Raw genomic sequence first — 26,595 nt, 5'->3', positions numbered from 1 at the left:
CTCTTCCGGATCGATGTCGAAGGTCTGGGGTGCGGCGGCCGGGCCGGTTCCTCCGGCCGCCGCTGGGGGTGGCGGGCCCGCCGGGAACCGGCGGGCGGGTGTCACTTGGCCAGGAAGGCGAGGAGCGCGGCGTTGACCTCTTCGGCGTGGGTCCACAGCAGACCGTGCGGGGCCCCCTCGATCTCGACGTAGTCGGCGGCCGGGAGCGCCTTGTGGAAGGGGCGCCCGGTGCCCTCGACCGGCAGGATGCGGTCGGCGGTGCCGTGCAGGATGAGCGCGGGGACGTCGACGGCCGGGATGTCGGCCCGGAAGTCGGTGTACCAGGTGGACGGGGCCGCGGCCGCCGCGTACGCACCGCCTCGCGCGGCGGTGTTCCAGCTGTTGCGGACCGCCTCCTCGCTGATGCGGGTTCCGAGGTTCTCGTCCAGGTTGTAGAAGTCACCGAAGAACGCCGTGTAGTAGGCGTAGCGGTCCGCCTCGACGGCCGCGACGACGCCGTCGAAGAACTCCCGGGGCGCGACCCCGTCGGGGTTGTCGTCGGACTTCAGCAGGCAGGGCTCCAGGGAGGCGAGGAACGCGACCTTCGCCAGTCGGCCGGAGCCGTACCGGGCGACGTAGCGGGCGACCTCGCCGGTGCCCATGGAGAAGCCGACCAGTACCGCGTCGCGCAGGTCGAGCGTCTCCATCAGGATGTTCAGGTCGGCGGCGAAGGTGTCGTAGTCGTAGCCGGCCGTGGGCTGCGAGGACCGGCCGAAGCCTCGGCGGTCGTAGGTGATGACGCGGTGGCCGGCGTCGAGCAGAGCCGCGCTCTGCCGCTCCCAGGAGTGGCCGTCGAGCGGGAAGCCGTGGATGAGCACGACGGGCCGACCGGTGCCGTGGTCCTCGTAATAGAGGTCGATGGCGGTGGTGTTCTCCTGGCCGACGGTGATGTGAGGCACGTGATACTCCATGGTGTCAGGGTGGGTGGGACGACTCGGAGGTGCGCGGTCGGGCGCCCTCAGAGGGTGCGGCGGACGCCTGCTTGGCGTTCGAGATCGCGGAGTTGGACGGTGAGGTCGCCCTCGACGGCGGTATGCGCGGGGCCGCTGCGGCCGAGGGGCAGGACCTGGTGGCCGCGCATGTCCTCCAGCATCAGGGCGAAAGCGGCGTAGCCGGCGATGACGGCGACGAGGAGGCCGAGGCCGCCGGCGGTGTGGATGAGCCAGTCGGCACCGGTGAGCCCGGCGAGGCCGGTGGCCGCCCAGCGGGGCAGTGAGGCAACGATGACCAGCCAAAGCGCCCGTTTGGGGGGCGTCACCGCGGCCATCAGGAGGCCGAAGGCCAGGAACGCCAGGTTCAGGACGCCGAGCACGCGTGCGCCGTCAGGGACGTCGGTGGCTGTGACGAGGATGAAGGCGAGCCAACTGCCGGCGAAGACGCTCATCAGGGTGGCGGCGATGACGTCGCGGGCTCCGAAGGCGAGGATTCCCACCAGGAGTTGCAGGAGGAAGGCGGGGACGACGCAGAGTGCGACGGCGGTGCGGGCCTGTTCCGGCAGGACGCCGAGCTGGAGGCAGGCGGTCGGGACGGAGGCGATCGCGAGGGCGAAGAAGCCCAGCGGCAGGGGCGAGGCGATGGGCCGCAGGTTGATGCGGGTCATCGACCGCAGGTCCGGTTCGAACCGGCGCGCGGGGAGGGTGTCGGGGGGTGCGGGGTCCGGGCTCACGGCAGGGATGTTCCGTTCGGGGTTCAGTGGGCGAAGCAGGGATCGACGAACGGGGTCGGCTCGTCAGGAGTGACGCCGCGGTCGACCCGCCACCGGTGGTGCCGTGCGGACTCGGCGGCCGCCTCGGCCACCAGCGACGCCTGGTCGGCGCCGGCCTGGTAGCCGCCGAAGCGGGCCACCGGGGACCATGCGGGGACGATCGGCGGGGCGGTCTCGGCGAGCCCGTCGTACTCCGCGGTCGCGTGGACGATCCGGCCGCCGACGACGGTGAGCACGGACTCGATGCCGGGGATGACCTCCTCGGGCACCGTCAGGTTGTCGTCGGACAGGACGGCGAGATCGCCGTAGTAGCCCTCGCTCAGGATGCCCTTGACGTCCTGCTCGCCGGTGAGCCGCGCGCCTCCGCGGGTATACAGGGCGAGTGCGGTCTCCCGGTCGAGCCCGCTCCCGGCCGGGCGGAGCGCGGTGCCGCCGACGGTGCGGCCCGTGATCAGCCAGTGGAGGGCAACCCAGGGGTTGTAGGAGGAGACGCGGGTGGCGTCGGTGCCGGCGGCGACGTCCAGGCCGCGGTCCAGCATGGCCCGCACGGGCGGGGCGAGGGCGGCGGCCTCCGCCCCGTAGCGGTCGCGGAACGCGGTCCCCTGGAACGACATCCGGTTCTGGACCGACAGCGCCCCGCCGAGGGCCGCGATCCGGTCCAGGCTGTCGGGCGAGACGGTCTCCGCGTGGTCGAAGAGCCAGCGGTTGCCGCCGGGGAAGAGGCCTTCCGCGGCGAGCTTCTCGAAGACGGCCAGGTCGCGGCGGATCGTCTCGTCGTAGGTCGCGTGCAGCCGGAAGCCCCAGCCGTTCTCCATCAGCAGCCGCACCGCCTGCTCGAACTCCGTCTCGTAGCCCGGGCCGAGGTCGGGACGGGGTTCGGTGAAGTTCTCGAAGTCGGCGGCCGCCCAGGTGAGGTTCTCCCCGGCCCCGTTGAGCCGCAGCCACGCGTCGCCGTCGCCGGGGCGGACCGTCTGCGTCCAGCGCCGCAGGTCCGCGAGCTCCTGGCCGGCCGTCTGCGGGAAGAGGTGGTAGGCGATCCGCAGGGTCAGCTCCCCGGACCGCGCCAGGTCGGCGACCGTGGCGTAGTCGTCGGGGAAGTTCTGGAAGCCGCCCGCGGCGTCGACCGCGGAGGTGAGTCCGAAACGGTTCAGCTCGCGCAGGAAGTGCCGGGTGGAGGTGCGCTTGTCGGCCGGGTCGAGGGCCGGTGCCTTGGCCAGGGTGGAGTAGAGCAGGAGTGCGCCCGGCGCGGCGAGGAGCACCCCGGTGGGTTCGCCGTCGCGGCCGCGGACGATCTGACCGCCGCGCGGGTCGGGGGTGTCACGGGTGAACCCGGCGGCCCGCACGGCGGCCCGGTTCATCAGCGCGGACTGGTAGAGGTGCAGGACGAACACCGGGGTGTCGGGGGCGGCCGCATTGAGTTCCGCGACGGTCGGCATCCGGCGTTCGGCGAACTGCTCCGCCGTCCAGCCGCCGACGACCCTGATCCACTGCCCCCTGGGGGTGCGGCCCGCCTGCTCGCGCAGCATGGCCAGCGCGTGCCGCAGGCTGCGCACCCCGTCCCAGCGCAGCTCCAGGACGTAGTTCAGGCCGCCCCTGATGACGTGCAGGTGGGAGTCGTTCAGGCCGGGCACGACCCGGCGGCCGAGGGCGTCGACGACCCGGGTGCCGGGGCCGACGAGCGGGGCGAGGTCGTGGTCGTCGCCCAGGGCCGTGATCCGGCCGGCGCGGATCGCGAGTCCGCCGGCCTCGGGACGGGCGGCGTCGCCGGTGGACACCTTCGCGTTGCGGACGACGAGATCGGCGTGCACGGGCTCCCTCCGCACGGCAGGGACGAGCCCCGCCACTGGCATGCCTGCCGGCGCGCCGCTCACGCGAGGGCCCTGCGCAGGATGTCGACGGCCACGCCGACGGCGAGTTCCGCGCCGCGGGTGCCACGCAGAGCGTTCAGCATGACGAAGTCGTGGATGACCCCCTGGACCCGCAGGGAAGTGACCGGAACTCCCGCGGCACGGAGCTTCGCCGCGTAGGCCTCGCCCTCGTCGCGCAGCACGTCGGCCTCGGCGGTGATCACCAGGGCGGGTGGCAGGCCGGTGAGCTGTTCGGCGGTGGCCCGCAGTGGGGAGGCGGTGATCTGAGCGCGCTCGGCCTCGTCGGTCGTGTACTGGTCCCAGAACCAGCGCATGGCGTCCCGGCGCAGGAAGTAGCCCTCGGCGAAGTCACGGTAGGACTCGGTGTCGAAGCTCGCGTCGGTGACCGGGTAGAAGAGGACCTGCTGCGCGAAGCGGACGTCGCCGCGCTCCTTGGCCAGCAGGGTGACGGCGGCGGTCATGTTGCCGCCGACGGAGTCACCGGCGACGGCCAGGCGCGTGCCGTCCAGCCCTCGGCCGGCCCCTTCGCGGACGATCCACCGGGCGACGGTGTAGTTCTGCTCGACGGCGACGGGATAGCGGGCCTCGGGCGAGAGGTCGTACTCGGGGAAGACGACGGCCGCGCCGGTGCCGACGGCGAGTTCGCGGACGAGCCGGTCGTGGGTGTGGGCGTTGCCGAACACCCAGCCCGCGCCGTGGATGTAGAGCACGACGGGGAGCGGGCCGGCCACGCCGCGCGGGCGGACGATGCGGGTCCGGACGCCGGCGTCGACGGTGATCCATTCCTCGTCGACGTCGGGCAGGGCGACGCCCTCGCCGTTCTGGACGTCGTCCACCGCCTTGCGGCCGTCTGCCACGGGGATCTGGTAGAGGTACGGCGGCTCGGCGGTCGCGTCGGCGAAGGCCCGGGCGGCGGGTTCGAGGATCGGCCGGTCGGTCATGGGGTCTCTCCTTGAGGGACGAGGGGTGGGGAGTGAGGGTGAGGGAGGGGCGGGGCAGGTCCGCGTGACGCCTCGCGGAACCGTCAGCCCCGCACCAGCGGGGTGTCCACGAGGTGTTCGGCCAGGAACCACACCTGGGCCTCACCGGTGCGGATGACGTCGGAGACGAGCAGGTCGGCGCTGCCCTCGTCGCCCTCGGCCGCGACCCTGGCGGCGGCGTCCCGCGCGTCGACGAGGATTCGCTCGTGCGCGTCGAGGAGCCGCGACAGCATGACGGGGACCGGTTCCACCCCGTCCGGCGGCCGGGGGATCGCCGTCAGTTCGGCGACGTGGCGCGGGTCTCCGACCGCGACGCCGCCGAGGCTCTGGACCCGCTCGGCCAGCGCGTCCACGATCGCGAGCTGGGCCTCCGCGTGCTTGTCCAGCATGAGGTGGAGCGCGTAGAAGGTCGCCCCGCGCACGAGCCAGTGGTGCTTCTTGTAGAGGGAGTGGAGGATCTGCGTGTCGGCGAGGACGCGGTTCAGCCGCTGGCAGGCGTACAGGCGGGTGTCGTGGCCGAGGCCGATCGGCAGCCGGTTGAGCGTGCCGAACGCCTGGGTCTCGGCGCCCTTCTGGTGCAGCAGCGGCTGGCCGCCGCCGTGCGGGGGCGCGGTGGTCACGGTGGTCGCGGTTTCCATCAGGTGGTGCTCCTGGCTGGGCGGGTGAAGGGACCTGGGGGGGAGGGCCTGGGCAGGTCGAAAGGGCCCTGGGCGGGTGGGAGGAGCCGGGCGGGGGAAGGGGCCGGGCGGCGCGGGGTGGAAGGGCCCGGGCGACACCGGGCGATCGGGCCGCCCGGGCGACACCGGCCGTCCACGCCACCCGGGTGACACGAGACGCCCGGATCCGGACGGCGCGGCTCGTGTGTCAGCGGCCGCCGGGGGAGGTGGCCCGCGGTGCCGGGACCGGCGGGACCGCCCGGTGCAGGACGAGGCGGGCGAGCAGGCCGCTGCCGAGGCCGGCCGCGAGCGCGGGGGCCGCCCACCACGACGGGTACGGGGCGAGGCCGAGGGCGGCGTCGAGGGACCACGCGCCGGGGCCGGTGGCGGCGAGGGCGGTGGCGGTGCCGACGAGGACGAGCGGGTACTCGTACCCGTCGTTCTGCACCCAGAGCCCGTTGTGCCGTTTCACGGTGAGGGCGACCGTCATGACCCCGACGATGCCGGTCGCGGCGAGCGGGGTCAGGAGGCCGGCCGCGAGCAGCAGCCCCGACCCGATCTGCCCGCCGCCCGCCGCGAGGGCGGTGAGGGCCCCGCCGCGGAAGCCGTCGGCGCGGAACTCCTCCGTGCCGCCCTCGATCCCCCTGCCGCCCAGGTGCGTGCTGATCTTCTGCACGCCGTGGCTGGCGACGAGCAGGCCCACCAGCAGACGCAGGATCAGAATGCCGGTGTCCACGGACGTCAGCCGGCCGCGTGCGCGCCGATGACGCTCTGCGCGTACACGACGCCCAGGCCGTACGCGCCGGCGTGCGCCTTGACGATGTCCATGACCGCGCCGTAGGTCTCCTGACGGGCCCAGTCGCGCTGGAGTTCGAGGAGGATCTGCACCCACGTCACGGGGACGGCCCCGGCCACGGTCATGCGCTGCAGCGCGTGCTCGTGGGCGGCGGGGCTGACGCCGCCCGACGCGTCGGCGACGACGTACACCTCGTACCCCTGCCCGAGCGCGGAGAGGACGGGCAGTACCAGGCAGACCTCGGTCCACAGACCCGAGATGACGATCTTCCGGCGCCCGGTCGTCTTGATCGCCTCCACCAGGGCCTCGTCCTCCCAGGCGTTCATCGTGGTGCGGTCGATGACCTCCTGCCCCGGGAACACCTCGGCGAGCTGCGGAAGCAACGGGCCCGAGAAGGACTCGGCGGCGACCGTGGTCAGCACGGTCGGTACGCCGAACGCCCGGGCCGCCTTCGCCAGGCCGACGGTGGCATTGACGATCGCGGCCCGGTCGCCGCTGCCGGTGCCGAAGAACATCTGCGGCTGGTGGTCCACGAAGAGCATCACGGCGTTGTCGGGCGTGATGAGATCGGCGCTCGGGGCGGCCTGCACCTGGGTGATGTCGAACATAGGAGTCTTCCTCTGGGGGATCCGGCAAGACGCCCACCGCACTGCGGCTGGGCACATCCCCAAGCTATGTCCGCTCCGACCTGCTGACTTCTCCCTCAGTGCCCACCCCTGACCCCTCAGCGCACTTCCGTCCCGCACCCGCGTCCGGCATCGGCCGCCGCTGCGCCGGCGGGACCTGGTTCAGCACGGCGTCGCCGGGAGGCGCAGGCGTCCGTCGTGGACTTCGGCGATCTGGTCGACCGCGGTGAGGCGGGCGCGATCGTGGGTGACCAGGACCGTGGCGGTGGCCGCCGACGGGTGAGGCGGGCGGGAGGTCGAGGGCGCTGGTGGGTTCGTCGACCAGGGGGTGTCCGGGCCGGACCGTACCCCGCGCGGAGGCGAAGGAGGCCTCCGGCGGTCCGGTCAGACGCGGGTCGTGCGTTCCGGGTCGTCCAGCGGGGTGTCCACCCGGAGCCAGCGGTAGCCGTACGGTGCCAGGGCGACGCCGACGAGGCCGCCGGCCGACGCCTCCAGGGTGTCCCCGGTGAACACGTCGGTGAGCGTGCGGCCGCCCTCCAGACCGGGCACGGTCGTGGTCGCGCGGGTCTGCCGGGCCGAGAGGTTGTGCAGGGCCAGGACGGCCCCTTCGGGCAGCGACGAGAGGTGGGCCAGGACGCCGGGGTCGTCCACGTCGAGCACCTCGGTGCGGCCCCAGGCGAGTTCGGGTGCCTCGCGGTACCGCTCGATCAGCGTCCGCACGCGCGTGAGCAGCGAATCGGGGTCGTGCGCCTGCTCCCGCACGTTCACCCGGCCCGGCCCGTACGGACCCCCGGTCATCGGGTTGGGGAAGTCGCCGGCCGGGGCGGTGGAGAACCCGGCGCCCTCCTCCGCCGTCCACTGCATGGGGGTGCGGACGGCCTGCCGGCCCTCCGCGGCGAGGTTCTCGCCCATCCCGATCTCCTCGCCGTAGAAGAGGACGGGCGTCCCGGGCAGGGTGAACAGCAGGCTGTAGGCCAGCTCCACCCGGCGGCGGTCGCCGCCGACCATGGGCGGCAGCCTGCGGCGCAGCCCCCGGCCGTACAGCCGCATGTCCTCGTCCGGGCCGAAGGCCGCGAACACCTCGGCGCGCTCGTCCTCGTCGAGCTTGTCGAGCGTCAGCTCGTCGTGGTTGCGGACGAAGGTCGCCCAGTGTCCGTCGCGCGGCGCCTCCGGCCGCTCCCGCAGCGCCGAGGCCAGCGGTCCCGCCTCGCCCCGGGCGAACGACAGGTACATCTTCTGCATCCCGATGAAGTCGAAGCACATGGTCAGCTCGTCGCCCCGCTCGGACTCCGGGTCCCCGAAGAACCGCAGGGTCTCGGGGTAGGGCAGGTTGACCTCGCCGAGGAGGACCGCCTCGCCGTTGCGGCGGCCGAGGAAGGCCCGCAGGTCGGCCAGGTACTCGTGCGGGTCGGGCAGCGCGTCGGCGTCCTCCTGGCCGTCGGTCTCCAGGAGGAAGGGGACCGCGTCGACGCGGAAGCCGGACAGCCCGAGCTGCGTCCAGAAGCCCATGATGCGGGCTATCTCGTCGCGCACGGCGGGATTGGCCACGTTGAGGTCGGGCTGCTCCCGGTAGAAGCGGTGCAGGTAGTACTGCCCGGTCTTCTCGTCGTACTCCCAGGGGCTCTTCTCGGCGTCGGGGAAGACGACGCCCTCGGGCCCGTCCTCGGGCGGCTCGTCGCACCAGACGTACCAGTCGCGACGGGCGGCCGTGCGGCTGGAGCGGGCCTCCAGGAACCACGGGTGCTGGTCGGAGGTGTGGTTGACGACCAGGTCGGCGATGACCCGGATGCCCCGGTCGCGGGCGGTCCGCACGAACTCCGTGAAGTCCCCGAGGGTGCCCAGACGCGGGTCGACGGCGTAGAAGTCGGTGATGTCGTAGCCGTCGTCCCGCTCCCGAGTCGGATAGAACGGCATCAGCCAGACGCAGGTGACGCCGAGGCGGACGAGGTGGTCGATCCGCTGGGTCAGGCCCGCGAAGTCGCCGGTCCCGTCCCCGTCGCCGTCCTGGTACGTCTCCACGTCCAGGCAGTACACGACCGCGTTCTTCCACCACAGGTCGGAGGTCCTGGTCAGTCTCATCGGGCGCCCTCCACGACCGCGGGCCCCGCCGGGGTCGCGTCGAGCCGGGGCAGCACCTTGTCGCCGAACGCGTCGACGAACGCGTGCTGTTCGCGCCCGACGTGGTGCAGCATGACCGTGTCGAAGCCGAGGTCGGCGTACTCCTGGAGCCAGGCCGCGTGCTGCCCGAGGTCCGCCGAGACGTTCACCGCCTCCGCGACCCGCTCGGGCGTGACGTGCTCGCTGACGCCGTCGAACAGCTCGGCCGTGTCCAGGTCCCAGCTCACGGGCGGCCCGTGCACATTGGTGCGCCACTGGTCGTGGGCGACGGCGAGGGCGGTGTCCGGGTCGGGGTCCCAGCTCAGATGGACCTGGAGGCGGAGCGGCCCGGCGCCGCCGGCGGAGCGGTAGGCGTCCACGATCCGGCGCAGCCGCTCGTGCGGGGCGTTGACGGTGATGAGCCCGTCGGCCCACTCCGCGCACCAGGCCGCGGTGGCCTCGCTGCACGCGGCGCCGATCAGCGGCGGCACGGTCTCGGGGCGGGTCCACAGCCGCGCCCGGTCCACGGTGACCAGGCCGTCGTGGCTCACCTCCTCGCCGCGCAGCAGCGCCCGGATGACGTCGACGCACTCGCGCAGCCGCGCGTTGCGCACGTCCTTGCGCGGCCAGCGGTCGCCGGTGATGTGCTCGTTGGACGCCTCGCCGCTGCCCAGGGCCGCCCAGAAGCGGCCCGGGTACATGGCGGCGAGGGTGCCGACGGCCTGGGCGACGATCGCGGGGTGGTAGCGCTGCCCGGGAGCGTTGACGACGCCGAAGGGGATGCGGTCGGTGGCCTGGAGGGCGGCGCCCAGCCAGGACCACGCGAAGCCGGACTCGCCCTGCCGGACGCTCCAGGGCGAGAAGTGGTCCGAGCACATGGCGGCGCCGAAACCGGCCTCCTCCGCGCGGACGGCCGCGGCCAGCAGGTCGGCCGGAGGCACCTGTTCGTGCGAGGCGTGGAATCCGTAGACGGTCATGGGCCGCGCCTACCCGGGGAGGCGCGGATCATCGGCGGTGCGGTCCGCGCCGGTCGCGTCGCCCGCGCCCCGTCCGACCCGGCGGTGCACCCTCGCCTCCCAGGGCGCGAGGACCGTCCGCCCGTCCTCCGCCGGTGCGGACGGCCCGTTGCCCAGGACGAGTTCGGCGTCCTCCCAGTCGCCGGGGAGGTCCACGGCCACCGTGTCGCCCGTGAAGTTGCCGACGACGAGCAGGGTCGTCCCCTCGTGGTGACGGGTGAAGGCGTACACCCGCTCGTCCTCGGGCAGCAGCATCGTGAAGTCGCCGTGCACGACGGCCGGTTCGTCGTGGCGCAGGGCGATGAGCCGCCGGTAGTGGTGGTAGACGGATGCAGGATTCGCGTACGCGGCGGCGGCGTTGACCTCGGTGTGGTCCGGATTGACGGGGAGCCAGGGCGTGCCCGTGGTGAAGCCGGCCTGCGGGGAGGCGTCCCACTGCATGGGCGTACGGGCGTTGTCCCGGCCCATCGCGCGCAGCCCCGGCAGGACCTCCTCGGGCTTCGCCCCCGCGTCCAGCGCCTGCGCGTAGTGGTTCAGGGACTCGATGTCCCGGAAGTCCTCGATGGTGCGTAGGGGAGCGTTGGCCATGCCCAGCTCCTCCCCCTGGTAGACGTAGGGGGTGCCCCGGTGCAGGTGCAGCACCGTGGCCAGCATGGTCGCGGACCGGGTGCGGTGGCGGGGGCCGTCGTCGCCGAAGCGGGAGACCACGCGGGGCTGGTCGTGGTTGTTCCAGTACAGGCTGTTCCACCCGACGTCCGCGAGACCGGCCTGCCAGCGGCCCAGGGACGCCTTCAGGTCGGTCAGCCGCAGCGGCCGCGGGTCGAACTTGTGGGCGCCGTGGTCGAGTCCGACGTGCTCGAACTGGAACACCATGTCGAGCTCGGCGCGGTCCGGGTCGGTGAACAGCCGGGCCTGCTCGACGGTCACGCCGGGCATCTCCCCGACGGTCAGCAGCCGCCCGGGATACCGAGCCATCACCTCCCGGTGCATCTCCCGGAGGTATGCGTGGACGCGCGGCCCGCAGACGTAGGAGGGCGACCCGTCGCCGTACGGGCCGTCGCCGCGCGGCACTCCGTCGGGCAGCGCCGGGTCCTTAGAGATGAGGTTGACGACGTCCATCCGGAAGCCGTCCACGCCCCGCTCCAGCCACCACCGCATCATCGCGTGCACGGCCCGCCGCACCTCCGGGTTCTCCCAGTTGAGGTCGGGCTGCTTCGGGGAGAACAGGTGGAGGTAGTACGCGTCGCTCGCGGGGTCGCGCGTCCAGGCCGGGCCCGAGAAGAACGAGCCCCAGTTGTTGGGCTCGCGGCCGTCGCGCGGCGGCCGCCACCAGTACCAGTCGCGCTTGGGGCCGTTCGGGTCGCGCGACTCCCGGAACCACGGGTGCTCGTCGGAGGTGTGGTTGACGACCAGGTCCATGATCAGCTTCATGCCGCGCCCGTGCACCGCCGCGAGGAGGCGGTCGAAGGCCGCCAGGTCCCCGAAGACGGGGTCGATGTCCTGGTAGTCGCTGATGTCGTAGCCGTTGTCGTCCTGTGGCGACGGATAGACGGGCGAGAGCCACACCACGTCCACGCCGAGGTCCGCGAGGTGGTCCAGACGGCCGGTGACGCCGTCCAGGTCACCGATGCCGTCGCCGTTGGAGTCGGCGAAGCTGCGGGGGTAGATCTGGTAGACGACCGCGGACTTCCACCACGCGTCGGTCCGCTCTGTCACGCTGCCGGACGTCATCGACGGTCTCCTCCGGGGATCGGGGCCACGAGCCGTAGATTTCCTTTCCCGCATACGGCGTCCGAACCGGCCCGGGAACCCGGAACGACCCCCGGAGAACGCCCTAGGGGACGTCGTCCCGCCCCGCACGACCGGGAAGGGGCGCACGCCCCTCGGACAGGCGCCCCTCGGGCGTCCGTCCCTCGGGCACCCGCCCCCCGGGCAACGCGCCCGCCCCGCCCGCCCCTCCCTCCGCGCAGTGCGGGCAGCGCTCGCGGCCGTCCCACGCGGACCAGCCGAAGTCGGACGGGGCGAGCGCGGGCCCCTCCAACTCGGCGCGGACGGCCTCGCGGTAGGCCCAGACGGCGTCCAGATAGGGGTGGTAGACGTCGTGGAACGCGGAGGTCGAGATGCCGGCGCCCGCCGCGACCGTCCTCCGGAGGGCGCGCAGCCGCTCGAACATGGTCTGTCCCGTGCCCGCGATCCGGGCGCTGGCGTCGAGGAAGAGGCGCTCGCGCACCTCGTAGACCCGGGCGTCCGTCAGCGCCGCGCGGCTCGCCTCCTCCAGGCCGGCCGCCCCGGCCCCGCTCTGCGCGAGCCGGCGCAGCTCCGTGTGCGCCGCGCCCGCCGCCGCGATGAACTCCGTGTAGACCTCCCGGCGGCGCTCCCGGAGGCCGCGCCGGTGTTCCTGGCGGGTGCGCAGCCGGTCGGCGAGCACCGTACCCGCGATCGCGATCAGACCACCGCCCAGCGTGGCGGCCAGCGTTGCCCACTCCATGCCGTGTCCCCCCGTCGGCGCTCCGGAAGGGCGCGCCCCGCGCCGTCCCCCCACCACTCCGCCCCGTACCGCTCCGTCCCACAGATCATGCCCGACGCACCCGCGATACCACCCCGGCCCGATCCGGCCCCTCCCGCTCCCCCCACCCCCACCCCCGCGAAGAGCAGGGCCTTCCGTCCGATCCGGGGGACACGGCGGGCGCTCTTCCCTAGGGTGTGCGGTGACGCACAGGGGGAGAACCGCATGGCACGCAGACAGTTACGGACGCTTCCGACCTACCGCAAGGACGCGGTGACCCGGAAACTGTGCGCCCACGTCCACCTCGACGAGGCCTTCGCCCGCGAGATGGACACCGAACTCACCGCGGACCGGATGACGGCGCTCGGGCTCCCCCTGGGGATCCACCTGATCGCCCTCGCCCGTCACGCGCGGGCCGCGGTCCGCCGGGCCGAGCGCCGCGACCGCGTCCTCTCCGCCCTCTTCCTCGTCCTCTGGGCGGGCGTCGCCCTCCTGGTGTGGAGCCTCGTGAAAGGCGCCGCCCCCGGCCTGTGGGCGGGCGGCGCGCTGGTCGCCGGCTGCCTCGCCGGAGCCTGGTGGGCCGTCCACGACGCCCTGTCGGCCTCCTGGCGCGCGGCCCAGGAGGTGTACTGGGGCGGCGCCCGCCCCGAGACCCTCGCCGACCCCGTCGAACAGCGGGCCGAGCAGCGGCTGAAGTCCCTCGCCAGGGCCAACGTGGTGCCGTACGCGGCCGCCGCCGCCCACACCGACCCCTTCGTCGGCAGCGGAAAGCGGATCAAGGACGTCGTCTGGCAGCCCATCGACGTCTCGCGGCCCGCCGAGGACCCGGCGAACCCCGGCCGGAAGCTCACCATCGTCCCCTTCGACGCGGTGGACCTGCACACCTACGTCGCCAAGGAGATGGCGAAGATCGCCGGCCTCGAAGGACTGCGCGCCAGGAACCGGCTGTACGTCTGCGGCGACCACGTCCCGCTCCTCGCCGACGAGCTCCTGGAGGAGCCGCAGGGCCGCCCGCGCGCCCAGATCGACACCGACCTCGTGCGCACCGGACTGGTCAACCCCGGCGCCGGGATGCGCACCTTCCTCAGCCTGGAGCGCGTCAGCGACGGCGGCCGGGTGATCGTGACCATGCAGCTGCGGGCCCGGCTCCACCTCCCCCTCCTCTCCTGGGAGGTCCTGGTCTTCGTCATCCCGCCCCTGCACGCCGTCTACGACCACGTGGACGCCCTGCCGTTCGGCGGCTTCGAACGGACCCGGAAACTCCTCGGGGCCACCCGGCGCTCCTGGTGGACCGCCCTGCGCGGCGCCCGGCGCCGCAACGCCGACCGGCGCTCCCGCGCCCGCGACCGCTCCCGCGAACTCCGCCAGTGGCGCAGGGAGATCTCCGAGCGGCACGTCCTCTTCGACCACGGGGCAACCGGGAGCATCCGCGAGAGCGTCTCCTCCTGGGACCGGATGGTGCACAACGACCGCTCCGACTCCCGGGACTACCTGCACCGGCTCCAGGGCGGCGTCCTCACCGCCACCGAACGGTTCCTGGAGGCCCACCACGTGGACACCAGCTCGTACGAGCAGGCCGTCCAGGTGATCAGCACCCAGACGTACAACATCTCGGGCGACATCCACGGCAGCAACGTCGGCGGCCACGGCGTCGTCAACCAGCACGGACCGGGCGGACAGCAGGGCGCTCCGACCCCGTAGGGCCGGTCCTGAGAGGGAGGGAACCCATGAGCACGTACAACTTCCACGGCCAGGTGTCCGGAAGCAACATCGGGGACCACGGCCGGGTGGAGATCCACCAGTACGGGACGGACCCGGCGAGCGCCGTGGCGATGGCGGCCCGGCTCGTCCGCTGGCTCCGCGAGGAGGAGGCGGCCCGGGCCGCCGTCGAGCAGGCCGAGGCGGTGCACGGCGAACTCGTGAGCGCCGAGCGCGAGCAGCGGCCCGCCGACCGGGGCCGGATCCGGTCCGCGCTCACCGCCATCGAGCCGTACGTGACCGTCGGCAGCGGCGGTCTGGCCCTCGTCCAGGGGATCGCCGGAATCGTCGGCATGTGATCCCCCGGAAGAGGAGCCGGCCGTCAGGGCCTGTCCGGCGGATCGGGCGCTAGCGGGCCCGGACCTCCGCCCTGGCGCCGCCGTCCAGCTCCAGGGCGAGCCCGGACCGCAGCGGCACCGTCTGGCCGGGGACGACCCGCTGGGTGGTGCCGTCGGAGCGGGTGCCCGTCCAAGCCGTGGCCGACCGGTTGGCGAGCCCGTAGCGCCCCGGCTTCTGCGGGTGCTCCACGAGTTCGGCCACGAGGCTCTGCTCCGAGTAGTCGTGCCGGGAGGGCTCGGGGCTCAGGTGGTGCAGGTGGATCCGGGCGGTCCGGCCCAGCATGATGTGCCGCTCCGCCCTCGGCGGCGGGGTGGTCACCACCAGGCGGGGCGGGAGTACGAGGGTGGCGCGACAGCCGTCCTTCCAGCAGGTCCCCGGGGTGGCCGAGCCCGGCTCCGTCATGTTCTCCCGGCCGCAGTTCGCGCACTCCACCACGGCGTCCCGGACGGCCCGCAGCGCGTCCCGCCACTGCGACTCGCGCACCCGGGCCGAGGGCTCGCGCAGCCCGACCGTGAAGTTCTGGACGAACAGCGCCTGGAGGGAGGGCGGCACCAGCGGCCACAGGGCGAGCACGGTGGAGTGCTCGACGGGGTCCGGCCGGTTGTCCGTGTACTGCGGGTCGAAGACGAACAGCGGCTCGCGGCCGTACAGCTTGCGCTCCGCGTTCTCGTCCAGGCAGTGGATGGCCAGCTCCCTGGCCCCCTTGAGCGGGTGGTGGTTCATCAGGAACATGAACAGCAGCACCGACAGCGAGTGCAGGTCGCTCTGGGTCCCCGGCTGGGCACCGGGGTCGCCGCGGACCAGCTCGGGCGCCATGAACCCCATGGTCCCGGAGATCCCGCTCTGGTCGCCCTCCACCACCGCGTTGTCGTTGTCGCAGACCAGGACCTCGCCGGTGGCCGGGTCGAAGAAGATGTTCCCCCAGGAGATGTCCCGGTACGCGATCCCCTTGGAGTGCAGCGCCTGGTACGCCTCCACCGTGTACAGGCAGGCGGTCAGGAGGGCCCGGAAGGACGTGCTCACCGTCCGCCGGAAGAGCTCGGGGAGGCCCCGGAAGCGGTCGGGGCGCACGTCCATGAGGTAGCCGAAGCGGTCGTCCCCGGCGCTGACGAAGGCCGTGGGCCAGAGGAACCTGTCGTCGTCGAAGTCGCGGGACACCAGGTCCTCGACGACCCTGCGCTGCTGCGGGGTCGCGCTGTCCGGGTAGTACCACTTGAGGGCCTTGACGCCGCCGTCGGGCAGGCCGACCCGGTACACCTCGCCCTGGCCGCCCGAGCCGAGCAGGCGGTCGACGACGATCGTCTTCCCGTCGTCCGTGGTCAGCGAGTCCCCACTGTCGAGCATCCCGTTCATGGACGTCCTGTCTCCTCATCGTGGATGCGCGGGTCCCGGGGGCTGTTCCCCGGCTCCTCCGCGACCTTCTCGGCGGCTTCGTCCGCGGTGCCGCCGAAGCCCTCGGCTCCGCCGAAGCCCTCCGCGACGACCCTTCCGGCGGCACCGCCCACGGCCTCTCCGACGACCCCTCCGTCGGCACCGCCCAAGGCCTCTCCCGAGCCCTCTCCGACGGCCTCGTCGTCGGCCTTCCCGGCGACATCGTCAGCGGCCTGCCCGACGTCCCCTCCGACGAGCTTCCCGACGACCTCGTCAGCGGTCTCGTCGGCGATCTCCCCGGCGTTCTCGTCGGCGTTTCCGTCAGCGGCCCTGCCGACGCCCTCTCCGCCCGTCTCGTCGGCGCCCCCTCCAAGGGTCTCGCCGCCCGTCCCGGCGACGGGCCGGCGGGCGAGGGCCAGGGTGGTGTCGTCGCCCGAGTGCCGGGAGGCCTCCTCCAGCCACCGGGGGATGTCCCCGGCGGTGCCCGGCAGGCCCCGCTCCGTCAGCCGCCGGTGCAGCCCGGCCGCGAACTCGGTGAAGCCGTCGTCCGAGACGAAGCTCTTCGACAGGCCGTCCGTGGACAGCGCCAGCAGCCGGGGCGCCCGCGCCGGATCGGGCAGCGGCTCCCAGTGCACCCGGACCAGCTGCCAGGCGTTCCGGGTGCACAAGGAGGCCGTCTCGTCGCCGAGTTCGGCCCGCGCGGGGGCCAGCGGCAGCCTGACCCGCCCGTCGTCGTCCACCACGGTCAGCTCGCCGTCCCCCAGCTGCCAGGCCACGAACAGGTCCGGCGTGAGGACCGCGCCGATCAGCGTCGACCCGTACAGCCGCAGGATCGCCCCGGGGGACGCCGGGTCCCCGTCCGGGGTGGGGTCCCGCTCCCAGTGGCCGAGGACCTTGCCCTGCCAGTCCCGGACCAGCCGTTCCGGCAGGCCGATCCGGGCGTAGTCGCGCAGCCGCCCGCGCCAGCCCGCCCGGTCGCGCGGGGCCACGGAGGTGGCGAACTCGAACGCCCGGTGCGCGAACAGGTCCGTCGCGTACTGGGCCCCGACGTGACTCCTCGGATACGCGGCGGAGCCGTGCCCGTCCGCCACGGTGAGGATCAGCGGGTCCTCGGCCGTACCGGTGCCCCGGACCAGACAACGGTCCTGGTTCCGGGCCTTGTTGACGCCCCGCACGCTCTCGTGGAAGGTCTCCCAGGTCGGCAGCGCGCTCACCACACGTCGTCTTCGTCGTCGTCGGCGAGGACGGGGGGCGCGTACGGCGCCGGCTTGGTGGCGGTGTCGTTCGCGCCGGCCACCGGCTGCGAGGCCGCCTTGACCGCGGCCGTCGAGGCCCAGCGGATCGCGGCGGCCAGCTGCTTGGGGCTGTTCGCGTCGAGCGGGCGCAGCTCCGGATTGGCCAGGAACTCCTGGAGCACGCTCCGGTCGGCGTCGGTGCCGATCGCGATGGCGACCCGCACCGCCTTGCGCCCCCACGGGGTGGCGTCGATCGCCTTGAGGCCCGCGCGCCAGTCGTCCGTGGGCACGCCGTCGGACACCAGGGCGATCACCGGCTTGAGGGCGCGCTCGGGCATCGGCGGGGTGCGCAGCTCGCCGGCCACCAGCTGGAGGGCCTCACCGAGGTTGGTCGTGCCGTCGGGCTGCACGTCCTGCCAGGTGAAGTCGTCCACCGCGACGGGGTCCTTGTGGTGCCAGCGGGCGGTGGTGGAGAAGGTGATCGTGCGCAGCAGCAGTTGCGCGGCCGGGTTGTCGTGCGCCACCGAGCGCATCTCCGGGATCGCCTCCCGGATCGCGTAGTTCAGCTGCCCGATCTTCTCGCCGAGCATCGAGTACGAGCAGTCGAGCAGCCAGATGAAGTGCACCGGGCGGTTCGCCATCGGGCCGCCGGGGATCTCGGTCACGAGCATCCTCCTGAGGGTGAGTAGGGGTCGGATGATGAGGAAAACGAGAAGGGAGAGGAGCGAGGGGGACGGCGGGCGGGGGTCAGCCCTCCTCCCACAGCCGCCACACCTCGTCGATCAGGCCGGGAAGCCCGTACAGGGCGCCGAGCACGGCCGCCCCGAAGACCACGACGCAGGCCGTGGCGAACAGCGCCGTGAGCACCTTGCGGGCCCGCGCCACGCGCGGAGTCACCACCGTCATCCCCGTCGGACCCCCTGTCCCTTCACACCGGTACGGATCGTGCCGCCGAGACCGCGCTGCCGGGGGACCGTCCCCCGCGACTCGACCAGGTCCCCGACCCGCAGGCCGGTGCGGGCGAGCAGCCACAGGACCGGCTCCGCCGCCCGCCGCCGCTCGCTGTCCAGGGCCCCGCCGCCGGTGGCCGCCGAGGCGCTGACCGCCCAGAAGCCCGCCGCCTTGAAGTCGTGCGTGAAGCCCCGGACGAGTCCGCCGAGGCCGATGGCGACGAGCCAGTCGTCGACCCGGGCCCCCGCCGCGGGCAGTGCCTCGACGCGGTCCAGCACGTCCCGTTTGGTGACCACCACGGCCGCGGGCAGGTCGCCGCGTCCGCCGGTGAGCGAGGCCAGTTCGCCGGTGAGCCCCTGGTAGGTGTCGACGGGCCCCTGGGCGGCGGGCCGGGCCTCGCCGGCGAGGGTGTCGTCCGCGCCGCTCAGCGCCTGCCGGACCGTACGGTCGGCCAGGACGTCGACGACGAAGAGGACGCCGTCCGCGTGGGCGAGGTACTGCTGTTCGCGCACCCGGTCGGCCCGGTGCAGCGACTCGCCCATGGGGTCGTAGAGGTACAGCAGCCGCCTGCGCAGCCCCTTGCCCACCACGATCATCCAGGCGCGCTGGTCGCCCTGGGTCTTGAGGGCCCAGTCGTTGCGGTCGATCTCCCGGTCGAGCGCCTCGCTGTCCCGCTGGTCGGCGTCCGAGGCGAACTCCACGGTGAGGTTCCCGCGCTCCGCCCAGGAGCGGAGCCCCGCCACGACGGCCGCCAGGAGCATCGTCTTGCCCGAGGACGAGCCGCCGATCAGGGGGACGTGGACCACCCGCGTGGTCCCCGCCGACGGCGGCAGCGGGCGTGCGCAGGACGGGCATTCGGCCGGAACGCCGGAGCGGCCCGCGAAGAGCGCGGAGGGCAGCTGGCCACCGCAGCGGCAGGTGTGCCGGAACACCCCGTACCGCCCCGGCACCAGCGAGGTGTGGACCGCGCGGCACTGCGGGCAGGGGTGGGCCGCCCGGGGGAACGGCCGGTGGCAGTCGGGGTGCGGACAGACCGTCCGCACCCGGCGCAGCAGCAGCCAGCCGCGCTCCGCCCCCCGGACGACGCCCACGGTCAGGACCCAGGCCGTCCAGAGGAGGGTGACGCCCGCGCAGAACACCACGACGACGCCCGTGTGCAGCGCGGCGGCGAGCAGCGCGGCGACGGTCGCGCCGACCGCCGTGCCCGGCGCCACGAGCCGCATCGTCAGACGGGTCAGCCCGTTCTTGCCCCGCCGGTCCGTCCCCGGCCGCCGCCCCCGGAAGAGCCGCGCCGCGACGGTGAGCGTCCAGTGCCCCCACCACCGGCTCCACAGCGCCCGGTACGAGCGTCCCACCGCCGTGCTGGTGTCGATCCACACCTGCCGGTGCCAGTACGAGGGATGGGCCGGTTCCGTGCCGATCGTGAGGACCCGGAGGTCCGACCGCCCCGGCCGCAACGGGCCCAGCGCCCGCGCCGCGCTCCGGCACGCCGTGGTGAGGAACTGCCAGAAGGCGTACGTACAGCACACCAGGAGGCCGGTCACGCTCCAGAACGCCAGCAGCACGACGACGACGGTCCTGGTGAGTTCGTCACCGGTCATGGCGTCCACCGCTCTTCCGTGCCTCCGTCATCGCGGGTCCCCCTTCTCCCCGGGCCGTTCGACGTCGCCCCGCCAGGACGACGACGGCGTCTCCGGGGCGCGCCCGCGGTTGCGGAAGAGGCGGCCCAGGACGCCCGCGGGCCGGTTCCACTCCCGGAAGTCGTAGACGCGGCCGATGGCCACGAGCGACAGCTGCTCCTCCACCTTGAGGACGTTCTCGTCGGACAGGCCCCGCACGACGGGGCGCAGCACCTCGTCGAGGAGCGCCCGGCGCGTCAGGTCCCACGCGGGGCTCGCCCCGGCGTGCGCGTTCCAGTCGACGAAGCAGTTCGCCGCCCGGCGGGGGACCGACCGCAGCACGTCGCGGAAGAAGGGCGTACGGGCCGCCGAGGCGTACGCGTCGATGACGTCGAGGTCGTCGCTGCGGGCCAGTTCGCCGAGTTCGTCGGCGGGCCGGTCCGGGCTCAGGAGGCGACGGGCCAGGGCGGCCGTGGCGCGCCGCCGGACGCCGGGGCGCGAGGAGTCGGAGAGCGCCCGGACCCGGGCCGTCCAGCCGCCCTGCGCGGCGCCGTCCTCCTGCGCCTCCAGGTCGTGGACCAGGGACAGCAGCTTGAGGTCGTCCAGGACCGAGCGCCCGACGGACTCGGGCGCGGCCGCGAGGATCTGGCGGGCCAGGAGCGGGGCCTCCGCGTCCTCGGCCGGCGCGTCGACGGCGGCGGTCACCAGGTGGTCCCAGGTCCCGGCGGCGACGTGCGGCCGGGCCCCGGCCTCGCTCAGGAGCAGGGAGGCCTCGGCGGCGGTCGGCCCCCGGTCCTCCCAGACCAGGGCGACCGCCGTGCGCAGGGCCAGCGGGTCCCCGTGGGGGGAGGCACCGGCGACCCGGAGCAGCCGGTGCAGCTCGCCGTTCCGGTCGCGCCCGGGCCCGCCGGACCCGGCCGCCGCGCACATCAGGAGGTGGGGCACGCCCCGGACCCCGTCGAGGGGGAGCCGGGCGTCCCGCAGGGCGCGGGCGGTCCCCGGCGGGTCGTCGGCGGCCCGGGCGTCGAGGTGGACGAGGGCCAGGTCGAGAAGGCGGCCGGGCTCCGCGAACGCGTCCCGCAGCGCCTCCGCCGCGGCGCCACCGGACCCGGCCCCGGAGAGCAGGCCGTCGCCGATCCGCTCGGCGAGCGCCGCCGCCAGGTCGTCGTGGCCGACCCCGAGCAGCCGCGCCACCCGCAGCAGCTCGGCGACCCGGGCCAGCGGCGTGAGCGGGTCCCGCAGCGCCCGGCGCAGCTCCTCGCCGGACTCGGCGGCCAGCCGGCTCCGGTACGGCTCGGGCAGCGCGCCCGGCGGCAGCGGCGGCAGGGCCGTCGTCCCGCCGCGCAGGGCCCGGTCGACGAGCCGCGCCGTGAGCGGGGCCGTCAGGGCGGCGGGGACGGTGCCGTGCAGCGCGTCCAGGAGGCCCGCCAGGGCGTCCGAAGGGAGTTCGGGCGTGCCCGGGACGACCTCGCAGACGGCTTCGAGGAAGCGGGCGAGCGTCGGCTCGTCGAGGGCGGCGGGGTGCGCGCGGACCCAGACGGCCGCTTCGGTCCGGGCGTCCTCGGGGACGGCGACGCCCTTCACCAGCGCGAGCGCGGCCAGCGGACCCGGTGCGAAGGGCGCCGCCGCGTACTCCTCACCGGCCGCCTCGCGCGCCCGCCGGAAGAGCGGGAGCAGACCGGACGCCAGGACGGCCGCCGCCGTGTGCGCCCAGGGGTCGGCCGGGGCGGCGGGGGCGGTCGAGGGGTCGGAGCAGTCGTGGACGCTGTACCGGTGCGGCTGCCCGGCCACGGACCGGACGTCCTCCGGGCGCACCCCGACGAGCTGCTGCCGCGCCTGCTGCGGACGCCGGGTGTACGTGGTGAACGTCAGGTCGCGGGCGAAGTCCCGGGGCAGCGCGGTGCACGCCAGCATCACCCAGTGCGCGACCCGCCCGGTGTCCTCCTCGGCGAGGACGACCTGCGGGGCGTGCGGGCTCTCCGCGAGCCGCCGCAGATCGGCCAGGACGGCCGCGAGCCAGGGCGTCCGGCCGGCCGCGAAGGCCGCGAGCTCCGAACGGAGTTCGTGCGAAGGCGGGGGCGTGAGGCGGCCGAGCGGCGGCGCCCCGTTCTCCGGGGTGCGGTCCGCCCACTCGGGCGCGCCCCACGCGGCGATCGGCGGCATGTCGCCGGACAGCCGCTCCCCGGCCGCCAGGTGCACGGCGTGCGCGTGGAAGTTGCCCCACCGCCCGCTGTAGTCGGCGCCCGTGTACACGGTGCGGCTGAGCAGCCCGCTGCCATCGGAGAGCCGGGTGTGGCTGAACATCTCGGGGAACAGCGCGAGGTCGTCGGGGGTGGGGCGCGACGGGGCGTCCCGGGGCGGCTCGTATCCGATGAGCTGTTCCGCCTCGCGAAGCACGGACGCCGGGACGCCCGGCGTGACGGCGGTGAACCGGAAGCCGGAGCCGTCCGGTCCGGGCGGGGCCGAGGTGTAGTGCATCTGGGGCAGGCTCATGCCGCGGACTCCCCCTTGCGGGCGCCGTCGCGCGGCGGCTTGGCGACCGGGATCAGACCGCGCAGCCCGAGGAGCCAGAGCAGCGGGTCCTCGACGCGGACCGGCTGCGGACCGGACTTGGGCGCGTCGGCGGGGGCGTCGGCGGGCGGCGGCGAGCCCAGCGCGGAGAGGCCGAAGAGCGACACCGAGGAGAAGTCCCGCTCCAGCTGCCGCCAGAGCGCCCCCGAGTCCCAGCCCTCCAGGAGGGACCGGGCCTCCTCGTGGACGGCGATCCGGTCGGCCTCGTCGAACCGGCCGCCGGAGTGCGGGGTGTTGCGCAGCAGCGGGGAGTGCGGGTCGAGCAGCGGGCGCAGCGCGTCCGTCTTGGTGACGGCGACGGCCAGCGGGGTGTCCACCCGGCCGCGCGAGCCGCCCCGCCGGTGGGACCGCAGCTGGGTGGCCACGTCGGCCGCGATCTGGAGGGCGGGGGTCTCGCGCGAGGGCAGCGGCGGTCCGCCGTCCTCGGGCAGCGCGTCCCGCACCGCCCCCAGCTGGAGGGGGTCGACGAGCAGGATGATGCCGTCCGCCGCGCTCAGGTAGTGGGTGTAACGGGCCATGGACTCGGCCGACTTGAGGTCCTCGCCGGCCGCGTCGAAGAAGACGAGCGCCGTGTGCCGGGTGCCCCGGCGGCCCTGCCGGGGCAGGCTCAGCCGGTAGAGCAGCGGGTCGTTGAAGCCGGTCGCGGCGGGCCGGGTGGTGCCGGGCAGCCGCAGCCGCTCGTAGAGGTCCTCGGCCATCTCGCGGTCGCGGTTCTGGCTCTCGTCGCCCATGGCGGCCAGCGCCGCCCCGTACGCCTGCCCCACCCGGTGCCGCAGCTCGTTGACGAGCACGGACACGTAGGTGCTCTTGCCGGACGACTTGGCGCCGACCAGCGCGATGATCCGGCTGTCCTGGGCGCAGTAGTCGCTGGGCAGGTCGCTGTGGCAGGCCGCGCACACCCGTACGGGGGTGGCCACCCCGCAGTGCGGGCACTCGGCCCGCCCGCCCCCGCCGCGCAGCCGTCCGAGGCTGCGCGGCGGCGGGAACACCGGCCCCTTCATGTACGCGGCGGGCGGCGCGGCGGAGCCCGTGAAGCTGGCCCACAGGTCGTCGCGCTCGGGGTCGCAGGGGGTGCCCCCGCGCAGGCCGGTGCGGGACATCAGACAGCGGTAGGGCAGGCGCGAGGCCTGGGAACGGTCGAAGCAGTACGGGCAGATCACCGTCGTCATGTCAGCGCACCACCAGGGTCGAGAGGGCTGGTTCTTCGAGGCGCGCGGAGGCGGCGTGCTCGCCGGCCAGGAACGCGCGCAGGGCGTAGGGCGGGCGGAGGAGCCCGGGGGAGAGTTCACGGGTCGTGTGCGGCGAGGCCGCCAGGTCCGCCCCGGTCAGCCGGACGAGCACGTCCCCGTCGTCCCGGTGCCGGGGCCGGGCGGAGGCGGTGTCGCCGCCCCGGCGGACTAGGACGAAGTCGGGGAGGGGGCAGGAGGGGTCCGCCCCGGCCACCGTCACCTCGACCCCGGCGGACACCACCTTGCGGGCGAGGCCCCGGCGGCGGACCACCAGCCGGTAGGAGACGACGACGTCCCCGGGCAGCACGACCGAGGCGGGGGCGCGCCGGACGACGACCGTACGGCTCGACGCGCCCGCGCCCGGCCCCGGAGCGCCCGGTTCCGGCACGGGCGTTTCCGGCGCGGCGGCGGCCGACGGTTCGTGCCGCGAGGCGGCGCGCACGTCGATCCGGGCGGCGGCCGGGCCGACGGGCAGCCGCAGGCCTTCCCGGAGGAAGCGGGAGCGGCTGACCCGGACGCGTTCCCGGACCCCTTGCCGCTCCCACGCGGCCTCGACCGAACCGGCGTCGGCGGGCCAGTCGAAGACGAGCCGGACGTGCCCGTCGGATTCGCGCAGCGCCCGCAGGCCGGTGACGGGCGCGGGCACGTCGAGCCGTACGGCGGGACCGGCGACGGCCCGCTCCCCGAGCACGGTCACCCCGACGACGAGGCCCGAGAAGGCGGACGGGGGCTCGGCGGGCCGGTCGGCGCCGTACGCGGCCCAGGGGAGCGGCGCGGGCAGCGCGGCGGTGTGCAGACCGGTCCCCGGCGGCGGCGTCCCGGCGGGATCGTCCCAGGCCACGAGGCGGACCTCGGTGCCGGCCGGTCCCCGGCCGGTGAACCGGACGCCCCCCTCGGGGCCCGTCTCTGCGGTGAGCGAGGTGAGCGCCTCCGGCCACGGATGGACGGTCGCCTCGGCCCGTACGCCCGCCGACTCCACGTCCTCGCCCCGGGGCGAGGGGTGGTGGCAGACCACGCGGACGGCGTAGGGGCCCGGCGCGAGCCCCGTGAAGGCGTGCGTGTCCGTCCGGGCGTCGGCCTCGTGCCGCGCGACGACGTCCCCCTGGGGCGCGGAGGCCGTTCCGGAGTGGAGGGTGACCGTCACGCGTCCGGTGCGGGGCGGCCGGGTCCAGCGGGCGGTGAGCCGCGCGGGCCCGTCCGTGACGGCGAGGCCCTCGACGTCGGGGGCGATCAGGAGGGGCTGCGACACGAGCGGGAGGGCGTGGGGGACGCCGTCGAGGGTCGGGAACACCGCGTACCGCACCAGGGTCCCCCGCAGGGGGCCGTCGTCGACGGCGGTCTCCCGCGACCCGGGACCGGACCCGGCCCCGGCGCCGGAGGAGGGGGCGGGAGCGGACAGGGGGACGATCGCCGGCCGGTCCGTGCCCCGGGTGAGCCGGACCAGCCGCCGCCCCGCCCCGCTCGCCCCCGCCCCGTCCGGCACCGGCCAGGAGAGCAGGACCCGGTCGCCGGTGAGCCGGACGGAGAGGAGGGCGTCCTCGCGGGGGCGGGGCCGCTCCAGCATGATCAGTCCGCGCGTCGCCGTGTCGTCGTCGGCGGCCGTCCCGAGGGCGTCCAGGTAGTGGGCGCCGGCCGTCCGGGGGTCCCGGGCGGCGCGGGCGGCGGCGAGCGAGCGGTCGCAGCGGTCGAGGCGCAGGGCGAGCCGGGCGGCGAGGGTGGTGAGCGCGGGGTCCGCGTGGACCGCGGTGGTGCCCAGGGTGTCGAGGGCCCGTCCGACGGCCCGTAACCGCCGCTGCCGCCAGAGCCGTCCGAGCGCCTCCGCCGCCTTGCGCTGCCGGGCGTCGAGGACGGGCACGGTCCGGACGGCCTGCGCGAGGACGGCCGTCTCGGACGGCTCGACCCCGGCTAAGGAGGCCCGTGGCCCGCCTCCCTGGAGGAGCGTGACCAACTGGTGGAGCAGGACGCGCCGCAGCAGGGCCGGCTCGCGTTCCTGGACGTCCGCGAGCAGTTCCAGGAGCGGGGCGCGGGACGGATCGGCGGCGGCGAGGGCGCGCAGCCGGGCCGCGTCGACGTGCCGCCGCCGCGACCCCGCGCACAGGAAGAGACCGTCCACGAAGGACAGCGACTCGCCGTTCCCGACCAGGGCCTCGCCGAAGTGGTCGGCACCCGCCGCCATCTGGCGGGACATCAGCTCGTCGTACTCGGGGACGAGCGGGGCGAGGGGGAGGGGACCCAGTGCGCGGGGCAGGCCTGACCGTTCTCCGAACCCCCGTCGCATTCCCGTCCTTTGTGCTCGTACCGCTACCCGCTGGGGGTACATCTCAGCAGAAGAACCGGCACCTCGGAGGAGATTTCCTCCTATTACCCGACGTGCCGGTAGGCGTGCGCAGAGTGATCGGCGGCGGCCCGGAGGAACGGACTCCGGGACCGCCCCGGTTCAGTGGACGGACAGGCCGCCGTCCACGAAGAGGGAGTGGCCCGTGACGTACGCGGAGGCGGTGCTCGCCAGGAAGACGGCCGCGCCCGCGAAGTCCTCCGCGAGCCCGTTGCGGCCGACCATCGTGCGGGCGGCGAGCGCGGCGACCTTCTCGGGATCGGAGGCCAGCCGCTCGTTGAGCGGGGTCAGGACGACCCCGGGCACGAGCGTGTTGGCCGTGACCCCGTACGCGGACCACGCCTCCGCCTGCGAGCGGGCCAGCGACTCAAGCCCGCCCTTGGACACCCCGTACGCCCCGCTCTGCACGAACGCGCGGTGCGCCTGCTGGGAGGTCACGTGGATGATCCGCCCGAAGCCGCGCTCGGCCATCCCGGGCCCGAACCGCTGACCGAGCAGGAAGGGCGCCTCCAGGTTCACGGTCATCGTCGTGTCCCAGACGTCCTCGCCCAGCTCGCCCAGCGGAGGCCGCAGGTTGACGCCGGCCGAGTTCACCAGGATGTCCGGCTCCCCGAACACGGCCGCCGCCTCCTCGGCCCCGGCCCTGATGCCCTCCCGGGTGCCCAGGTCGGCGCTCACCCAGGCCGCCCGGCAGCCGTCGGCCGTCAGCTCGTCCACGGTCGCCACCAGGTCGTTCTTCTTACGGGCGAGCACGACGACCTCCGCCCCGGCACGGGCCAGCGCCCCGGCGATGGCCCGGCCGATACCGGAACTGCCTCCCGTGACGAGGGCGGTGCGCCCGTCGAGAGAGAAGAGGCCGGAGAGGTAGTCGGCCGGGGTCGTGCTCATGGTGACGCCC

The 26,595-nt window shown here is 74.6% G+C and carries 22 protein-coding genes; 2 read left to right on the top strand and 20 right to left on the bottom strand.

Annotated elements, in window-relative coordinates; all coding sequences use genetic code 11:
* Positions 1-101: 101 nt before the first annotated feature.
* The 11 genes from ACIQD7_RS03980 to ACIQD7_RS03930 all read right to left on the bottom strand — a co-directional run bounded on the left by ACIQD7_RS03980 (position 102) and on the right by ACIQD7_RS03930 (position 12,271).
* Positions 102-938, bottom strand: coding sequence for an alpha/beta fold hydrolase (locus tag ACIQD7_RS03980; protein ID WP_402439158.1), 837 nt, complete (start codon positions 936-938; stop codon positions 102-104).
* Positions 939-997: 59 nt separating this feature from the next.
* Complete coding sequence (locus tag ACIQD7_RS03975; RefSeq protein ID WP_402439156.1) at positions 998-1,705, bottom strand: GPR1/FUN34/YaaH family transporter; 708 nt, start codon at positions 1,703-1,705, stop codon at positions 998-1,000.
* Positions 1,706-1,728: 23 nt separating this feature from the next.
* The gene (locus ACIQD7_RS03970) at positions 1,729-3,594 is read right to left on the bottom strand and encodes an amidohydrolase (protein WP_402439154.1); all 1,866 of its coding nucleotides are present in this window, start codon (positions 3,592-3,594) and stop codon (positions 1,729-1,731) included.
* Positions 3,595-3,611: 17 nt separating this feature from the next.
* Positions 3,612-4,553 carry an alpha/beta hydrolase gene (locus ACIQD7_RS03965; RefSeq protein WP_402439152.1) on the bottom strand — a complete coding sequence of 314 codons (942 nt, stop codon included), beginning with the start codon at positions 4,551-4,553 and terminating at the stop codon, positions 3,612-3,614.
* Positions 4,554-4,636: 83 nt separating this feature from the next.
* A complete protein-coding gene (locus ACIQD7_RS03960; protein ID WP_402439150.1) occupies positions 4,637-5,230 on the bottom strand; it encodes a Dps family protein in 594 nt (197 codons plus the stop codon).
* Positions 5,231-5,456: 226 nt separating this feature from the next.
* The gene (locus ACIQD7_RS03955; RefSeq protein ID WP_402439148.1) at positions 5,457-5,984 is read right to left on the bottom strand and encodes a DoxX family protein; all 528 of its coding nucleotides are present in this window, start codon (positions 5,982-5,984) and stop codon (positions 5,457-5,459) included.
* Positions 5,985-5,989: 5 nt separating this feature from the next.
* A complete protein-coding gene (locus ACIQD7_RS03950; RefSeq protein ID WP_402439146.1) occupies positions 5,990-6,652 on the bottom strand; it encodes a hydrolase in 663 nt (220 codons plus the stop codon).
* 402 nt (positions 6,653-7,054) lie between these two features.
* Entirely contained in the window at positions 7,055-8,749 is a 1,695-nt protein-coding gene (locus ACIQD7_RS03945; RefSeq protein ID WP_402439144.1) for an alpha-amylase family protein, read from the bottom strand.
* Positions 8,746-9,744, bottom strand: coding sequence for a TIGR03885 family FMN-dependent LLM class oxidoreductase (locus ACIQD7_RS03940; protein ID WP_402439142.1), 999 nt, complete (start codon positions 9,742-9,744; stop codon positions 8,746-8,748). Before ACIQD7_RS03940 ends, ACIQD7_RS03945 begins: the two co-directional genes overlap by 4 nt.
* Positions 9,745-9,753: 9 nt before the next feature.
* Positions 9,754-11,514, bottom strand: a complete 1,761-nt coding sequence (locus tag ACIQD7_RS03935; protein ID WP_402439140.1) for an alpha-glucosidase — start codon at positions 11,512-11,514, stop codon at positions 9,754-9,756.
* Between the two features lie 103 nt (positions 11,515-11,617).
* Entirely contained in the window at positions 11,618-12,271 is a 654-nt protein-coding gene (locus ACIQD7_RS03930) for a CchlQ (RefSeq protein WP_402439138.1), read from the bottom strand.
* A 243-nt stretch (positions 12,272-12,514) separates the two neighbouring features.
* Here ACIQD7_RS03930 and ACIQD7_RS03925 point away from each other — a divergent pair, with 243 nt between their 5' ends.
* Both ACIQD7_RS03925 and ACIQD7_RS03920 read left to right on the top strand, forming a co-directional pair.
* On the top strand, positions 12,515-13,990 hold the full coding sequence (locus ACIQD7_RS03925) for a hypothetical protein (RefSeq protein WP_402439136.1): 1,476 nt from the start codon (positions 12,515-12,517) through the stop codon (positions 13,988-13,990).
* A gap of 26 nt (positions 13,991-14,016) precedes the next feature.
* The gene (locus ACIQD7_RS03920) at positions 14,017-14,346 is read left to right on the top strand and encodes a hypothetical protein (protein ID WP_402439134.1); all 330 of its coding nucleotides are present in this window, start codon (positions 14,017-14,019) and stop codon (positions 14,344-14,346) included.
* Between the two features lie 49 nt (positions 14,347-14,395).
* Here ACIQD7_RS03920 and ACIQD7_RS03915 read toward each other — a convergent pair whose 3' ends face one another.
* From ACIQD7_RS03915 to ACIQD7_RS03875, 9 genes are all read right to left on the bottom strand, one after another.
* Positions 14,396-15,739, bottom strand: coding sequence for a protein kinase (locus tag ACIQD7_RS03915; RefSeq protein WP_402439132.1), 1,344 nt, complete (start codon positions 15,737-15,739; stop codon positions 14,396-14,398).
* Positions 15,736-16,971 carry a PP2C family serine/threonine-protein phosphatase gene (locus ACIQD7_RS03910; RefSeq protein WP_402439130.1) on the bottom strand — a complete coding sequence of 412 codons (1,236 nt, stop codon included), beginning with the start codon at positions 16,969-16,971 and terminating at the stop codon, positions 15,736-15,738. Before ACIQD7_RS03910 ends, ACIQD7_RS03915 begins: the two co-directional genes overlap by 4 nt.
* The gene (locus tag ACIQD7_RS03905) at positions 16,968-17,633 is read right to left on the bottom strand and encodes a tellurium resistance protein (RefSeq protein ID WP_383411651.1); all 666 of its coding nucleotides are present in this window, start codon (positions 17,631-17,633) and stop codon (positions 16,968-16,970) included. The genes ACIQD7_RS03910 and ACIQD7_RS03905 overlap by 4 nt, the downstream gene beginning before the upstream one ends.
* Before the next feature lie 106 nt (positions 17,634-17,739).
* Positions 17,740-17,898: a hypothetical protein gene (locus tag ACIQD7_RS03900; protein ID WP_402439128.1), complete on the bottom strand. Its 159-nt coding sequence runs from the start codon at positions 17,896-17,898 to the stop codon at positions 17,740-17,742.
* The gene (locus ACIQD7_RS03895) at positions 17,895-19,544 is read right to left on the bottom strand and encodes a hypothetical protein (protein ID WP_402439126.1); all 1,650 of its coding nucleotides are present in this window, start codon (positions 19,542-19,544) and stop codon (positions 17,895-17,897) included. The genes ACIQD7_RS03900 and ACIQD7_RS03895 overlap by 4 nt, the downstream gene beginning before the upstream one ends.
* 27 nt (positions 19,545-19,571) lie before the next feature.
* On the bottom strand, positions 19,572-22,055 hold the full coding sequence (locus tag ACIQD7_RS03890) for a GTPase-associated protein 1-related protein (RefSeq protein ID WP_402439124.1): 2,484 nt from the start codon (positions 22,053-22,055) through the stop codon (positions 19,572-19,574).
* Positions 22,052-23,302, bottom strand: a complete 1,251-nt coding sequence (locus tag ACIQD7_RS03885) for a hypothetical protein (protein ID WP_381412142.1) — start codon at positions 23,300-23,302, stop codon at positions 22,052-22,054. The genes ACIQD7_RS03890 and ACIQD7_RS03885 overlap by 4 nt, the downstream gene beginning before the upstream one ends.
* A gap of 1 nt (position 23,303) precedes the next feature.
* The gene (locus ACIQD7_RS03880; RefSeq protein WP_402439121.1) at positions 23,304-25,640 is read right to left on the bottom strand and encodes a hypothetical protein; all 2,337 of its coding nucleotides are present in this window, start codon (positions 25,638-25,640) and stop codon (positions 23,304-23,306) included.
* Between the two features lie 159 nt (positions 25,641-25,799).
* The gene (locus ACIQD7_RS03875; protein ID WP_402439119.1) at positions 25,800-26,585 is read right to left on the bottom strand and encodes an SDR family NAD(P)-dependent oxidoreductase; all 786 of its coding nucleotides are present in this window, start codon (positions 26,583-26,585) and stop codon (positions 25,800-25,802) included.
* Positions 26,586-26,595: the final 10 nt, after the last annotated feature.

Source organism: Streptomyces sp. NPDC093071 (assembly GCF_044754545.1).
Taxonomy (GTDB): domain Bacteria; phylum Actinomycetota; class Actinomycetes; order Streptomycetales; family Streptomycetaceae; genus Streptomyces.
This window is presented reverse-complemented; position numbering and strand designations above follow the sequence as displayed.